Origin of the sequence: uncultured Parasphingorhabdus sp., assembly GCF_963677535.2 — a bacterium.
GTDB lineage: Bacteria > Pseudomonadota > Alphaproteobacteria > Sphingomonadales > Sphingomonadaceae > Parasphingorhabdus.
Genome location: NZ_CAXXUT010000001.1, coordinates 1,133,743 through 1,146,554 on the forward strand (window position 1 = coordinate 1,133,743; position 12,812 = coordinate 1,146,554).

Sequence of the window (12,812 nt, forward strand, 5' to 3'; positions counted from 1 at the left end):
CTTGATTTTGCTGCCGATCAGATATCGAGCAGCTTGGCCGCGACAATCGGCCCCGCCCCCGGGCGCTGTACAACAATCGCATATTTGTCGGCGCCGTTGACGGCCAGATCAGCGGGCGTCAGGGCAAAGCGCGCCGGCTTGCCGCGCCAGCTGCCCAGCTTTCGCTCCGCCTTCACCACATTGACATAATGCATCGTCCGGCCACCATTTTCTCCATTACCGATCCGCACCGTTTCCGAGGAACTGAGCGCGATCAGCGATACGCCGGCCATATAGGCTGACTTGCCGCTGATCGTAACCGTCATCCGGCCCTCGCTGTCGGTGGCAGCGCTGATCCGCGGGCCGCTGCGGTCGGCGCGCCGGACCAGCGAGCGGATGTCATTTTCCCGCGAACCGATTGCGCCACCGCCGCCGTTAACAATCATCTGCGGCGTGTAGACGCCCGATCCTTCCTTGCCCTTTGAAGCATAGGCCCGCTGCAAGCGCGTATTGTCCTCGCGCGCCAGCGTGTCTTTCCAGCCGAGCCGGTCCCAATAGGTGACCGGTCGCGTGATCACCAGCAGGGAGCCGTCTTTGGCCAGCCGTCTGGCCAGCAAATCTGCGGGGGGACAGGACGAGCATCCCTGGCTGGTGAACAGCTCGATGACCACCGGATTGGATCCTGCGCGATCATCCGTCACCCGAACCGCGCTGGCTGCAGAGACGGGCAGCGATTGTGTGGCGACCGCACCGGCGAAGGCCAGTGCCGCCAACAGCACAGCGATGACAATTTTCTGCATTTTTAGCTCCAGATGGGTGACAATAGCTGTTCGCGCCCGTGACACCAGAGGTTACAGATTGCAGCGAGCGCATTTTTCCGCCATGGAACCGGCCCATGACCGAAGAGAAACCAGCCAAGATCTATCGCGCAAAACCGACCCGTGGAGCAAAGGCTCCGGCGGCGGCCAAAGCGCCTGCGAGCGATGTGCGCGAAGGGCAGCGCATTGCCAAGCTGCTTGCCCGCGCCGGTGTGGCGTCACGGCGCGAAATCGAGCGGATGATCGATGCGGGACGGATCGAGCTGAACGGTGAACCGGTTGAACATCCCTCGCTATTGCTCAAGAATCTGACCGGCATCACCGTCGACGGCAAGCCGGTGGCGGAGCCTTCTCCGGCCAAGCTCTATCGCTTTCACAAGCCCAATGGCTATCTGACCGCGGAACGCGACTTTTCCGGCAAGAAGACGATTTATGACGTGCTTCCCGAAATGGAGCGGATCATGCCGATCGGCCGGCTCGACATGAACACCGAGGGCCTGTTGCTGATGACCACCGACGGCGAGTTCAAGCGGCAGATGGAATTGCCGAAAAACGGCATCGAACGGTCCTACCGCGCGCGGACCTTCGGCGACATTACCCAGAACCAGCTCGAAGAACTCTATCGCGGCATCACCATCGAGGGCATGCATTATGGCCCGATCACCGCCAATCTCGAACGGCGCACCGGCCGCAACCAGTGGATCGAAGTCACGCTGACCGAAGGCAAGAATCGCGAAGTCCGCCGGGTGCTGGAACATTTCGGTCTCGAGGTCTCCCGCCTGATCCGTACCCGCTATGGCCCCTTCGTCCTCGGCGATCTGCAAAAGGGCGAGATTGAAGCGGTGCGCCAGCACGACCTGGTCCAGTTCCGGAAGACGCTGAAATGATGGGGCGCCTTACCAGATCCGTTCGTGCCGGGTCGGCCAAAGCCCACGGTGCCAGCGCGCACGGTCCTTTGACAAGCTCAGGACGAACGGAATAAAATGCGCATAATTGCAGGAAACTGGCGCGGCAGAAAGATCATCGCGCCCAAAGGCGAAACCACCCGCCCAACCGCCGACCGCACGCGCGAGCGGTTGTTCTCGATGCTGACCAGCCGGCTGGGCGACTTCGAGGATTTGCAGATACTCGACCTGTTTTCCGGATCGGGCGCGCTGGGCCTGGAAGCGCTGTCACGCGGCGCGGCGCACTGCACCTTTGTCGAGCAGGATCCCGATGCGGTTCGGGCGCTGGAAAAGAATATCGAAACGCTCGGCGCCGAAGCCGATGTGCGGATCGGATCGGTCCTGCATCTCGGTGCCGCCCGCAAGCCCTATGACCTGATCCTGATGGACCCGCCTTATGAATCGGGAGCCGGCGCGGTGGCGCTGGACAAGCTGGGCCGGCATGGCTGGTTCGCGCCGTCGAGCTGGATCGCGATGGAAACATCACGGCATGAAAATGTCGAGGTCAAGGGCTTTGATCTGGATTGCGTCCGCGACAGCGGCAAGGCGCGAATTCATCTCCTGCGCCCCGCTCGAACGTCACAAGCGGAAAATTAGCCGCCCATCATCGTCAGGATCGATGCGGTTTCACCGCCGTTCTGGAAAAGGGTCGCATAGACGCTCGCCCCCGCCATCATCATGGTCGCGATTACCGCGCTGCCAAATAGTCTCTTGCTCATCTTCTGCTCCATCGGCGTATCGTTACCCGCCCTTGATCAGCAGATGGTGCGCCGCAGCATAAATTACAACCTGCCCTTTCGGTCATGTCAAAAATGATATTGGCCTTGCCGCCCGCACCGATGTTCCCTAACTGTTCACCCATGTCCGAACCTGTCAAACAACCGCAAGAGAATGATCCCCCCTATGTCCGGGGATTGAACGAACCACAGCGTCAGGCCGTCCTGACCAGCGAAGGGCCGGTGCTGGTGCTGGCCGGTGCAGGCACGGGCAAGACCGCGGCCCTCACCCGCCGGATCGCCCATATCGTCTATTCGCGCAAGGCCTGGCCGAGCGAGATTCTGGCGGTGACCTTTACCAACAAGGCGGCCCGCGAGATGAAGGAGCGGATCGCGACGATTGTCGGCGAGAGTTTCGAGGGCATGCCGTGGCTCGGCACCTTTCACAGCATCGGCGCGAAAATGCTGCGCCGCCATGCCGAGATGGCCGGCCTGCAGAATAATTTCACCATTCTCGACACCGATGACCAGATAAGGCTGCTCAAGCAGCTGATCCAGGCCGAAGAAGTCGATGACAAGCGTTGGCCCGCCCGGATGCTCGCCGGTCTGATCGACCAGTGGAAGAACCGCGGCCTCAATCCGCAGGACCTCGATGCCAACGAGGCGGAACGCTATGACAATGGCAAGGGCCAGCATTTTTACACGCTCTATCAGGCGCGGCTGAAAGCGCTCAACGCCTGCGATTTCGGCGACCTGCTGCTGCACTCGCTGAACCTGCTGAAGACCAATCGCGAGATTCTCGAGCTTTACCAGAGCCGCTTCAAATATATTCTCGTCGACGAATATCAGGACACCAACAGCTCGCAATATCTCTGGCTGCGGCTGCTCGCGCAGAGCCACAAGAATATCTGCTGCGTCGGCGATGATGACCAGTCGATCTACAGCTGGCGCGGCGCGGAAGTCGCCAATATCCTGAAATTCGAAAAGGATTTTCCCGAAGCCACGGTGGTCAAGCTGGAGCAGAATTACCGCTCGACGCCGCATATTCTCGCCGCCGCATCGGGGCTGATCAATCACAATAGCGGCCGCCTCGGCAAAACCCTGTGGACCGAAGAAACCGAAGGCGACAAGGTGCAGGTGATCGGCGTCTGGGATGGTCCGGAAGAAGCCCGGCGCACCGGCGACGAGATCGAGGCGCTGCAGCAGATCAAACAGGTTTCGCTCAACGATATCGCGATCCTCGTCCGCGCCCAGTTCCAGACCCGCGAGTTCGAAGACCGTTTCATCTCGATCGGCATGCCGTACAAGATCATCGGCGGTTTCCGCTTTTACGAGCGCGCCGAAATCCGCGATGCCTTGGCCTATCTGCGCGTCATCACGCAACCTGCGGATGATCTCGCCTTCGAGCGGATCGTCAACACACCCAAGCGCGGCCTTGGCGACAAAACGGTCGAAAAAGTCCACCGCCTTGCCCGCGCACAAGGCATTCCGCTGGCCGCAGCGGCGCTCAACATCTGTGATACCGACGAACTGCCACCACGCGCGCGCAACACTTTGCTCGAGTTGATGCGCAATTTCGGCCGCTGGCGCGAAATGGCGGCGGATACCGATCATGCCGAACTCACCCGGATCGTACTCGACGAATGCGGCTATACGACGATGCTGCAGGCCGACCGCTCTACCGAGGCCGCCGGCCGTCTGGAGAATCTGACCGAACTGGCCAGGGCGATGGAAGAATATGAAACGCTCGGCGATTTCCTTGAGCATGTCTCTCTGGTCATGGACAATGATGCCCGCGACGACGAGCCCAAGGTTACGATCATGACCATGCACGGTGCCAAGGGCCTGGAATATGACCATGTCTTCTGCGCCGGCTGGGAAGAAGGCGTATTCCCCTCGCAGCGCAGTCTCGACGAGGGCGGCAATGCCAGCCTCGAGGAGGAACGCCGCCTCGCCTATGTCGCGATCACTCGGGCGAAAAAGAAATGCACGATCTTCCACGCCGCCAACCGGCGGATCTACGGCCAGTGGACCAGCTCGATTCCCTCGCGCTTCATCGACGAAATGCCGGAGGACCATGTCGAGCATGAAAGCAGCATGAGCGGCGGCGAAAGCCTGTGGCGCGCCAACTGGAGCGAGACTAGCGATCCCTTCGCCCATCTCGCCGCGACCAACGCCACCCGAGCCGGCAAACGCGGCCCCGGCTGGCAACGCGCCGCCTCCTCAGGCTTCGACAAGAAACCCCGCGTCATCAAGGAAGCCCGCCGCAGCGCCGTCTCTCTCGGCAACAAGGGCCGCGACGATGTAAAGGTCGGCATGCGCGTCTTCCACACCAAATTCGGCTATGGCGAAGTCAAGGTGAAGGAAGGCAACAAGCTGGAAATCGCGTTCGAGAAGTCGGGCGACAAGCGGGTTCTGGACTCGTTTGTCGAGGTGGCTTGAACCGGACTCCAGTCCCTGACTAATAGCCGCCGCGCTTCGCCTTGCGTTTCTTGCGGACAATATAAACGCCCGCACTCAGCCCCGCGACCATCAACGCAATCAGTACATAAGCAATCACCAGTCGAATCTGCATATCAAGCCCCGTCCTGCGAGGCGTCGGCCTCTGTCTCTTCGGCGAATTCTCTTGTGATCTCTGCGTCAGTCCGGTCTTTCAGGTCGATATGGCCGGCCTCGCGTTTCTCGGCCTGGATCGCTTCCAGCCCCCAGGCCTTCGCAGCAGCGGCCGCGACCTTGCGGCGGCTTTCGAGCGGGTCATTGGCGGCCAGATCGAGCTGGCGCGCTTCCTGTTCCCGGCAGGTGGATGCTTTTACACGCATGAGGGGTGCCCTTCCGGTCCGGTCATTTCCCGCGGTTGCTCTTGATATTCTCAAGACCGGCGACGACACCCGCCTTGCCCGACGGGTTGGAAGCGTTGTTCTTGACCTTGGCGGCCTTGGGCTTGCGGATTTCCTTGTTTGATTTCTTCTGCGACTTGGCCATGATATTTCCTTCCAGAGGGTTTTGCGGACGGCAGCCGCCAGCTTCGCTCCAACAGAGGAATCGGCGGGTCGGCTGTCGGCGAACAACGTCAAACAAATGGGCTGCGAATAGGTCCTGCCTCAGGAAAGCCGCTCAGATGTATTTCTGATCGTGAAGAGGCAATGCCGGTGCGGATCGCGATAGCGTGGCCGCAGGGCCGTATATCCCATATAGGAAGGGATGAAGGCTATTGTAAGGCGCGATGACGGAAGCAGCCCGTCCGGGACCGAAAAACTGGTGGAGAGAGGCAGCTGCCAGCAATCTTACAAAATCGCGTCGCCCAGGTTCATCATCCTGCCATTGGTGACGATCACCCGGTCGCCGAGCTTGGCCTGTTCGAACAGGCGCCGGGCAAACTCCATCGGCACGCCGATGCAGCCGCGCGTGCCCCAGCCCCATTTGACATCGGAAGCGTGGATCGCCACGCCGTCATTGGTCAGTCGCAACATATAGGGCATGGGCGAGCCATAGATGTTGGAGACATGGTCCTTGCTCTTCTGGGTGATCGGGAAGACCCCGGTGGGGGTTGGCTTGCGGGAATCGCCAAAGGTGATCACCGCCGCGCCAATTTCATAGCCGGCGCGGAAAACGGAGATACTCTCGGCCTTGAGATCGACGGTCACGACCAGTTCGCCTTCCGGCACGCCTTCGTCATCCCATTTATAATAGCCGTGCACGAAAGGCTCGTCGATCTGGAGGATGCGTTTGACAACAAACTTGTCACTCAGCGGCAGTTTTTCGGCAATTTCAACCGTCTCTATGTTTTCGTTCGTGGGCAGGGAGGCATTATGGACCACCGGTTCGGATGGCGCGTTTTCGCCCAGTTCCGGCTGCGATTGGACCTGCGCGGTTTCGGTGCCGGCCCGGGTCAGGCCCATTAGCAGCATGGCGAGTATCGCAAATGCCGCCAGCAGCAAAACCGTCATACTCACCCGATAGGCTATTTTTTCAACCATCGCTCAGTCTCCTTGAATTAACAGATTGTTTACCATGGATCGGCTTCGAGAAACGGTCGATTTTTCCGCTGTCCCGCAGCGGAACGGTGGCTGTGCATCTGTTAAGGGGAAGCGTTAATGACCGGATTCGGCGCGACCAAAATTCCGCCGCCCGTGCACGAATTGATTGCAGCACCCTACGGCAATCGCTAGCAGCATGCGGTGAGCAGTTCCGCACCCCATCCCTTCACTATTGCCAATTATCGCTACCTCTGGTTTTCGCGACTGGCGTCGATGTTCGCGCTCTATGCAATGATGCTGATCCTCGGCTGGCAGGCCTATAATCTGGCACGCGAAAGCATGGGGGTCAGCGCTTCTGCCGGGATCCTGGGGCTGCTCGGGCTGCTGCAGTTCGTCCCGCTGTTCATTCTGACGCCGCTGGTTGGCTGGGTTGCCGACCATATGGACCGCCGCTGGATTGCGCGTATCGTGCTGGCGGCCCAGGCACTGATAGCGCTGGCGCTAGCCCTGCTGACCATCACCGGCAGCATTACGCTCTGGACCATCTATATCATCGCGGTGCTGCTCGGCATCTGCCGCGCCTTTCTCGGCCCGGCGATCAGCTCGCTCGCCCCCAACCTGGTCCCGAAAGCGTCGTTGCCGCGCGCCATCGCGCTTTCGACCATAGCCTGGCAGGTCGGCGTCATTGCCGGTCCGGGCATGGCGGGGCCGCTCTACAAGGTCGATGCTGCCCTGCCCTATTTCGTCTGCGCAGGCCTCTACAGCCTGGCAACGCTGGCGATGTGCATGATCGGCCCGGTGCCGCGGCCGGAAGCGGACAAGACCAGAGGCCCCTTGCAGCAGGTCAGCGACGGCATGGCCTATGTCTGGACCAACAAGCTGGTGCTCGGCGCAATCACGCTCGATCTGCTGGTCATGTTCCTCGCCGGCGCCACGGCGATGATCCCGGTCTTTGCCAAGGACATATTGAATGCCGGAGAAATCGGCCTGTCGCTGCTCGCCGCCTCGCCGGCGGTCGGCGCGGTCATAGTCGCGCTGATCTTCTCTTTTGCCCCGCTCAGCAAGAATGTCGGCAACAGCATGCTCGTGGCCATGGCGGTGTTCGGTCTCGGCACGATCGGCTTTGGCCTCAGCACCAATCTCTACCTGTCGATGGCCTGTCTCGGCCTCTGCGGCGCCGCCGACATGTTCGGCGTCTATGTCCGCGGCTCGCTGATCCAGCTGCACACGCCGGACGCCAAGCGCGGACGGGTCGGCGCGGTCAGCCAGATGACGATCAGCGCATCCAACGAACTGGGCGATGCCTTGTCCGGCGGACTGGCGGTACTGGTCGGTCCGATTGCCGCCATTGTAGCGGGCGGCGCCGGTGCTATAGTGGTCACCGGACTCTGGTCGCGCCTATTCCCGCAATTGGGCGCTGCCAAGACTTTTGATCCACCGGAAGACCTGCAAAGGGCATCGGAAAACAAATGAAAAGAGAAACAGGAGCGCAGGATAATGATTGCCAATAATATTCTCGAAACCATCGGAAACACACCGCATATCAAGATGCAGCGGCTGTTCGGCGACGCCAATGTCTGGATCAAGTCCGAACGTTCCAACCCTGGCGGATCGATCAAGGACCGGATCGGTCTGGCGATGATCGAGGCGGCGGAGAAATCCGGCGCGCTCAAGCCCGGCGGTACAATCATCGAACCGACATCGGGCAATACCGGCGTCGGCCTTGCGATGGTCGCAGCGGTCAAGGGCTATACGCTGGTGCTGGTGATGCCCGAGTCGATGTCGCTCGAACGCCGCCGGCTGATGCTGGCCTATGGCGCGACCTTCGATCTCAGCCCGAAGGAAAAGGGCATGAAAGGCGCGATCGAACGGGCCCAGGAGCTGGTCGACCAGACGCCGGGCGCATGGATGCCGCAGCAATTTGAAAATCCGGCCAATTTCGAGGTGCACAAACGCACGACAGCGATCGAAATTCTCAACGACTTCAAAGACAACCCGCTGGATGCGATCATCACCGGTGTGGGCACCGGCGGCCATATCACCGGCGTGGCGGAAGTGCTGAAAGAACATTGGAGCGGCCTGAAAGTCTATGCGGTCGAGCCGACCTCATCCCCGGTGATCAGCGGCGGCCAGCCCGGCCCGCACCCGATTCAGGGCATTGGCGCCGGCTTCATCCCCGGCAATCTGCACACGCAGAGCATTGACGGTGCGATCCAGGTCGAACCGGCCAAGGCCAAGGCCATGGCGCTGAGAGCGGCCAAGGAAGAAGGCATGTTGGTCGGCATTTCCTCCGGCGCAACGCTGGCGGCGATCGCGCAGAAGCTGCCGGAACTGGGCGATGGAGCGAAAGTCCTCGGTTTCAACTATGACACCGGCGAACGCTATCTGTCCGTGCCAGAGTTTTTGCCCGAAGAATGAGCTCGATCGAGGTCCAGCAATTCACCTACCGGCATGGTGATGTGGAATTGGCCGGCTATATGGCGCAACCCAGCCGCTATCCGCGCGCAGCCATATTGATCGTTCCGACCATTGCCGGACCGACCAAGCTGATGCATGATCGCGCCCGCTGGCTCGCCTCTCTGGGTTATAGCGCGATGGTCTGCGACCTCTATGGCGAGGGCCATGTCGAGGACATGCGCGAAGCCCGCAAACTGGCCGACGAACTGCGCGCCGACGCCGAATATTATCGCGACCGCTTCCGCTGCGCGCTGGCAGAATTGCGCACGCGGTCGAAGCTGGCGAACAACCGGATTGCCGCGATCGGCTATTGCATGGGCGGCGAAATCGTCCTCGAAATGGCACGCGGCGGCGAGGATATCGCGCTGGTGGTCAGTTTTCACGGACTGCTGGCAACGCCGCTGCCGGCCAAGCGCGGGACGATCAAGGCGCGCCTTCTGGTCTGCCATGGCCGGGCCGACCCGCTTGTTCCGCCAAAGCAGGTGCGGGAATTTCTGGAAGAAATGGACATAGCCGGAGCCGATTGCCACGTGCACATCTATTCCGGCGTGCTCCACGGCTTCACCGACATCAGCAGCAATAGCCGATCGATTGAAGCGGTCCGCTACAATCCTTCGGCCGACCGGCAAAGCAAGGCCGCCATGCTCAGCATGTTCGACGAACTGTTCGAGAATGGAAAAACACCGGACCATTAACAGGCCCGGTGTTTCACCGCGTTGCGGAATATTTGTCTAGTCCGGTTCGCCGTCGCCGTCATTGTCGAGCAGGTCGGGCTGGCCGTCACCATCGCTGTCCCAGGCATCGGGCTTCCGGTCGCCGTTGCGATCCCAGGCATCCATCGATCCATCACCATCGGTGTCAATCGTCGGTGCCGGAATTTCCGGCGGCGCTTCGTCCGTGGTTTCGGGTTCGGCCGCATGGGCTGCAACCGACAACCCCAATCCTGCGCCGATCAGAAACGGGGTCAACCGGCGTAGGCGCTTCTGGCTATTGTTGGAATGCATTGCATATTCTCCTTATGCATATCATTCCCCTGTCACGAAATGTGCTGACGGATTTCTGCCGATCGGTCCAGCAACCTTCGACCATATGAGCGAAATGGACGCTAAATAGCTGATTTCAGCCATCTATCTACAGAAAAACACGACTTGGCGCGGGGCAAATGCCGATCCGGACTTTGACAGAATTTTGGCAACAGTTTGTCGAATTGCCGTCACATTCTGCGTTATAATCCCCAAATATGGGTCCGGAATTTTTCAATTGAAAGATTGCTCGCCATGTCCAGTCAAGACCAGCGCCCTCCCTCGACCACCAGCAAAACGCAGTCCGATCGCCCGCTTGTCATTCGGGTTGGAAAACGGCTGCGCGGCACGATGAACCGGATATCGGCGGACCAGTCGAAAATCCCGACCGAGCCTGTCCTCCCGAACAGCGCCTTTCCGTGGACCGGCGGGTTGACCGACAAATGGCAGGCCATCGCGGATGAGGCCGCCGCAATCCTGCGTCACCGCGATGCCGTGCCACCGCTCAGGGAGATTTCACCCGACCATGCGCGCATCGCCGGCGACGGCAACTGGCGCTCCTTCTTTCTGATCGGCTATGGCTATGAAGTGGCGGAAAATTGTGCCCGCGCCCCGGTAACGGCGGAACTGGTGCGCCGGATCCCCGGTCTCAACTCGGCCTTTTTCTCGATTCTCGAGCCCGGCGCGAAAATCCCCCGGCACCGCGGCGTGACGCGCGGCCTGGTCACCTGCCATCTCGGACTGATCGTCCCCGACAGAGCAGAGCGATGCACGATGCAGCTGGAAGATATTGATCTGCACTGGCAGGCCGGAAAATGGCTGATCTTCGACGACAGCTATTTTCATCAGGTCCATAATGCCACCGATCAGCGCCGCGTGATCCTGCTGTTGCAGGTGAAGCGCCCGATGCGTCTGCTCGGGCGGCTGGCTAATGATCTGGCATTATGGGGCATTCGCCGGTCACCCTTCGTACAGGATGCCCGGCGAAACCTTGGTATGTGGGAAGAAGCCTATCGGCAGGCGGAGCAGAATGAAGCCGCCTGATCAGGGCGCTCAGGCAACCGCGAACATTTCCGGGTCGAGCGCCATGATCGAGTCGGCACCGCCTTCGATCTTGCGGCGCAGAGAGCCCGCATCCGGCAGGAATCGCTCGGCATAATATTGCGCCGTCACCAGCTTGGCCTCGTAATATTTCGGATTGTCGGTGCCCGCGTCGAGAGCCGCCTGCGCCGCCTTGCTCATCCGCAGCCACATCAACCCGAGCGACACAATGCCCATGATGTGCATATAGTGATAAGCACCGGCGCCGGCATTGTTCGGATTGGCCATGCCGTGCTGCATGAACCACATGGTGGCTTTCTGCAGTTCGCCATTGGCCTTTTCCAGCGCTTCGGCAAATCCCGACAGTTTCTCGTGTCCCTTGGCTTCGGCAATTTCTTCGGCAACCACCTTGAAAAAGGCCTGTACCGCACGGCCACCGTTCTGGCCGAGCTTGCGACCGACCAGATCCATCGCCTGGATACCGTTGGTGCCTTCATAGATCATGGCGATCCGCGCATCGCGCACGAACTGTTCCATGCCCCATTCCTGAATATAACCGTGACCGCCATAGACCTGCTGCGAATCGGTGGCGACCTGATAGCCCTTGTCGGTGCCATAGCCCTTGATGACCGGGGTCAGCAGGCTGACCAGATCATCGGCCATCTGCCGTTCTTCCTCGGTCTCCGCCTTGTCGGCCAGATCGACCTGCAACGCGCCCCAGAGAACCAGTGCCCGCATTGATTCGGTAAAGGCCTTGCCGTCCATCAGCATCCGGCGAACGTCCGGGTGGACGAACAGCGTGTCGGCTTTTTCTTCCGGATCCTGGGCACCGGTCAGCGCCCGGCCCTGCCGGCGGTCCCCGGCGTAGATGACAGCATTCTGATAGGCGATTTCGCCCTGCGCCAGACCCTGCAGACCAACGCCCAGCCGCGCCGCGTTCATCATGATGAACATCGCGCGCAGGCCCTTATTCTCTTCGCCGACCATATAGCCGGTCGCGCCGTCATAGTTCATCACACAAGTCGCATTGCCGTGGATACCCATTTTTTCCTCGATCGAGCCGCAGCTTACGCCGTTGCGTTCGCCCAGCGAGCCGTCTTCGTTCACGAGGAATTTCGGTACGATGAACAGCGAGATGCCTTTCGAGCTGTCGGGAGCGCCCGGGGTCTTCGCCAGCACGAGGTGGATGATATTTTCCGCCATGTCATGCTCGCCGGCAGAGATAAAAATCTTCTGGCCGGTGATCGCATAATGGCCGCCCGGCATGGGTTCGGCCTTGGTCCGGATCAGGCCCAGATCGGTGCCGCAATGCGCCTCGGTCAGGTTCATCGTTCCGGTCCATTTGCCGGAGATCATCTGGGTCGCATAGGTCTGCTTCTGCTCTTCGCTGCCCTCGGTGAGGATCGAGGCAATCGCGCCCTGCGTCAGGCCGCTGTACATTTCCAGCGCCTGGTTGGCCGAGACCATGAATTCCATGACCGCATTGCCGACCACACGGGGCAGGCCTTGGCCGCCGAATTCTTCCGGCGAAGACAAGGTCGTCCAGCCGCCATCGGTCAGTTGCTGATAAGCTTCCTTGAACCCTTTCGGCGTCGTGACCGATCCGTCTTCATGACGGGTGCAGCCTTCCTCGTCACCCGACTGGTTCAGCGGGTGCAGCACTTCGGTCGAGAATTTCCCGGCCTCGGTCAAGATAGCCTCGACCATTTCGGGGGTCGCATTTTCAAAGCCGGGAAGGTTCGCGTAATTTTCGAGGCCAAGCACCTCGTTCAGGATGAAGCGGACTTCGCCAACCGGCGCGGTATAACTGGGCATGATATTCTACTTTCTACTCAAATGGGACGGCCGGATATTGCCG

General features: G+C 60.4%; 15 protein-coding genes and 1 pseudogene. 8 read left to right on the forward strand and 8 right to left on the reverse strand.

Annotated elements, in window-relative coordinates:
• Window positions 1-17: 17 nt before the first annotated feature.
• Entirely contained in the window at window positions 18-779 is a 762-nt protein-coding gene (locus ACHZCJ_RS05365; protein WP_321324541.1) for a DUF1223 domain-containing protein, read from the reverse strand.
• 95 nt (window positions 780-874) lie between these two features.
• Between ACHZCJ_RS05365 and ACHZCJ_RS05370 the strand changes: the two genes are divergently transcribed.
• Together ACHZCJ_RS05370 and rsmD are read left to right on the forward strand one after the other, a co-directional pair.
• Entirely contained in the window at window positions 875-1,684 is an 810-nt protein-coding gene (locus ACHZCJ_RS05370) for a pseudouridine synthase (protein ID WP_159641149.1), read from the forward strand.
• A gap of 96 nt (window positions 1,685-1,780) precedes the next feature.
• Window positions 1,781-2,338: a 16S rRNA (guanine(966)-N(2))-methyltransferase RsmD gene (gene rsmD / locus ACHZCJ_RS05375; protein ID WP_321324544.1), complete on the forward strand. Its 558-nt coding sequence runs from the start codon at window positions 1,781-1,783 to the stop codon at window positions 2,336-2,338.
• Here rsmD and ACHZCJ_RS05380 read toward each other — a convergent pair.
• Window positions 2,335-2,460 carry a hypothetical protein gene (locus tag ACHZCJ_RS05380; protein ID WP_321324546.1) on the reverse strand — a complete coding sequence of 42 codons (126 nt, stop codon included), beginning with the start codon at window positions 2,458-2,460 and terminating at the stop codon, window positions 2,335-2,337. The two genes, rsmD and ACHZCJ_RS05380, sit on opposite strands and share 4 nt — an antisense overlap.
• Window positions 2,461-2,601: 141 nt before the next feature.
• Here ACHZCJ_RS05380 and ACHZCJ_RS05385 point away from each other — a divergent pair, with 141 nt between their 5' ends.
• Window positions 2,602-4,899, forward strand: coding sequence for a UvrD-helicase domain-containing protein (locus ACHZCJ_RS05385; RefSeq protein ID WP_321324548.1), 2,298 nt, complete (start codon window positions 2,602-2,604; stop codon window positions 4,897-4,899).
• 19 nt (window positions 4,900-4,918) lie between these two features.
• Here the strand turns inward: ACHZCJ_RS05385 and ACHZCJ_RS05390 are convergent, their stop codons facing one another.
• On the reverse strand, window positions 4,919-5,032 hold the full coding sequence (locus ACHZCJ_RS05390; RefSeq protein WP_159641140.1) for an LPXTG cell wall anchor domain-containing protein: 114 nt from the start codon (window positions 5,030-5,032) through the stop codon (window positions 4,919-4,921).
• Between the two features lies 1 nt (window position 5,033).
• Window positions 5,034-5,225 carry a hypothetical protein gene (locus ACHZCJ_RS05395; protein ID WP_394700060.1) on the reverse strand — a complete coding sequence of 64 codons (192 nt, stop codon included), beginning with the start codon at window positions 5,223-5,225 and terminating at the stop codon, window positions 5,034-5,036.
• A gap of 5 nt (window positions 5,226-5,230) precedes the next feature.
• On the opposite strand from ACHZCJ_RS05395, the pseudogene ACHZCJ_RS05400 reads away from it, so the two are divergent.
• Window positions 5,231-5,278 (forward strand): annotated as a pseudogene (locus ACHZCJ_RS05400) (hypothetical protein); the annotation flags it as partial.
• Between the two features lie 20 nt (window positions 5,279-5,298).
• Here the strand turns inward: ACHZCJ_RS05400 and ACHZCJ_RS05405 are convergent.
• The gene (locus tag ACHZCJ_RS05405) at window positions 5,299-5,439 is read right to left on the reverse strand and encodes a hypothetical protein (RefSeq protein WP_164089269.1); all 141 of its coding nucleotides are present in this window, start codon (window positions 5,437-5,439) and stop codon (window positions 5,299-5,301) included.
• 302 nt (window positions 5,440-5,741) lie between these two features.
• Window positions 5,742-6,434, reverse strand: coding sequence for a L,D-transpeptidase family protein (locus tag ACHZCJ_RS05410; RefSeq protein WP_236553786.1), 693 nt, complete (start codon window positions 6,432-6,434; stop codon window positions 5,742-5,744).
• 201 nt (window positions 6,435-6,635) lie between these two features.
• On the opposite strand from ACHZCJ_RS05410, the gene ACHZCJ_RS05415 reads away from it, so the two are divergent.
• From ACHZCJ_RS05415 to ACHZCJ_RS05425, 3 genes are read left to right on the forward strand one after another with little or no spacing between them, the layout of a single operon-like run.
• Window positions 6,636-7,907: an MFS transporter gene (locus ACHZCJ_RS05415; protein WP_159641137.1), complete on the forward strand. Its 1,272-nt coding sequence runs from the start codon at window positions 6,636-6,638 to the stop codon at window positions 7,905-7,907.
• 24 nt (window positions 7,908-7,931) lie between these two features.
• On the forward strand, window positions 7,932-8,852 hold the full coding sequence (cysK, locus tag ACHZCJ_RS05420; protein ID WP_321324557.1) for a cysteine synthase A: 921 nt from the start codon (window positions 7,932-7,934) through the stop codon (window positions 8,850-8,852).
• Window positions 8,849-9,586: a dienelactone hydrolase family protein gene (locus ACHZCJ_RS05425; RefSeq protein ID WP_321324559.1), complete on the forward strand. Its 738-nt coding sequence runs from the start codon at window positions 8,849-8,851 to the stop codon at window positions 9,584-9,586. The genes cysK and ACHZCJ_RS05425 overlap by 4 nt, the downstream gene beginning before the upstream one ends.
• 36 nt (window positions 9,587-9,622) lie before the next feature.
• Here the strand turns inward: ACHZCJ_RS05425 and ACHZCJ_RS05430 are convergent, their stop codons facing one another.
• On the reverse strand, window positions 9,623-9,895 hold the full coding sequence (locus ACHZCJ_RS05430; RefSeq protein WP_159641128.1) for a hypothetical protein: 273 nt from the start codon (window positions 9,893-9,895) through the stop codon (window positions 9,623-9,625).
• Window positions 9,896-10,168: 273 nt separating this feature from the next.
• On the opposite strand from ACHZCJ_RS05430, the gene ACHZCJ_RS05435 reads away from it, so the two are divergent.
• Window positions 10,169-10,957 (forward strand): aspartyl/asparaginyl beta-hydroxylase domain-containing protein, encoded by a 789-nt coding sequence (locus tag ACHZCJ_RS05435; protein WP_321324562.1) that lies wholly within the window; start codon window positions 10,169-10,171, stop codon window positions 10,955-10,957.
• Between the two features lie 9 nt (window positions 10,958-10,966).
• Here the strand turns inward: ACHZCJ_RS05435 and ACHZCJ_RS05440 are convergent, their stop codons facing one another.
• Entirely contained in the window at window positions 10,967-12,769 is a 1,803-nt protein-coding gene (locus ACHZCJ_RS05440; RefSeq protein ID WP_321324564.1) for an acyl-CoA dehydrogenase C-terminal domain-containing protein, read from the reverse strand.
• Window positions 12,770-12,812: the final 43 nt, after the last annotated feature.

What these genes read in the sequence shown, in the direction of transcription:
- ACHZCJ_RS05365 (WP_321324541.1), bottom strand. Translation starts at nt 779, where the DNA reads ATGCAGAAAATTGTCATCGCTGTGCTGTTGGCGGCACTGGCCTTCGCC.
- ACHZCJ_RS05370 (WP_159641149.1), top strand. Translation starts at nt 875, where the DNA reads ATGACCGAAGAGAAACCAGCCAAGATCTATCGCGCAAAACCGACCCGT.
- rsmD (WP_321324544.1), top strand. Translation starts at nt 1,781, where the DNA reads ATGCGCATAATTGCAGGAAACTGGCGCGGCAGAAAGATCATCGCGCCC.
- ACHZCJ_RS05380 (WP_321324546.1), bottom strand. Translation starts at nt 2,460, where the DNA reads ATGAGCAAGAGACTATTTGGCAGCGCGGTAATCGCGACCATGATGATG.
- ACHZCJ_RS05385 (WP_321324548.1), top strand. Translation starts at nt 2,602, where the DNA reads ATGTCCGAACCTGTCAAACAACCGCAAGAGAATGATCCCCCCTATGTC.
- ACHZCJ_RS05390 (WP_159641140.1), bottom strand. Translation starts at nt 5,032, where the DNA reads ATGCAGATTCGACTGGTGATTGCTTATGTACTGATTGCGTTGATGGTC.
- ACHZCJ_RS05405 (WP_164089269.1), bottom strand. Translation starts at nt 5,439, where the DNA reads ATGGCCAAGTCGCAGAAGAAATCAAACAAGGAAATCCGCAAGCCCAAG.
- ACHZCJ_RS05410 (WP_236553786.1), bottom strand. Translation starts at nt 6,434, where the DNA reads ATGGTTGAAAAAATAGCCTATCGGGTGAGTATGACGGTTTTGCTGCTG.
- cysK (WP_321324557.1), top strand. Translation starts at nt 7,932, where the DNA reads ATGATTGCCAATAATATTCTCGAAACCATCGGAAACACACCGCATATC.
- ACHZCJ_RS05425 (WP_321324559.1), top strand. Translation starts at nt 8,849, where the DNA reads ATGAGCTCGATCGAGGTCCAGCAATTCACCTACCGGCATGGTGATGTG.
- ACHZCJ_RS05430 (WP_159641128.1), bottom strand. Translation starts at nt 9,895, where the DNA reads ATGCATTCCAACAATAGCCAGAAGCGCCTACGCCGGTTGACCCCGTTT.
- ACHZCJ_RS05435 (WP_321324562.1), top strand. Translation starts at nt 10,169, where the DNA reads ATGTCCAGTCAAGACCAGCGCCCTCCCTCGACCACCAGCAAAACGCAG.
- ACHZCJ_RS05440 (WP_321324564.1), bottom strand. Translation starts at nt 12,769, where the DNA reads ATGCCCAGTTATACCGCGCCGGTTGGCGAAGTCCGCTTCATCCTGAAC.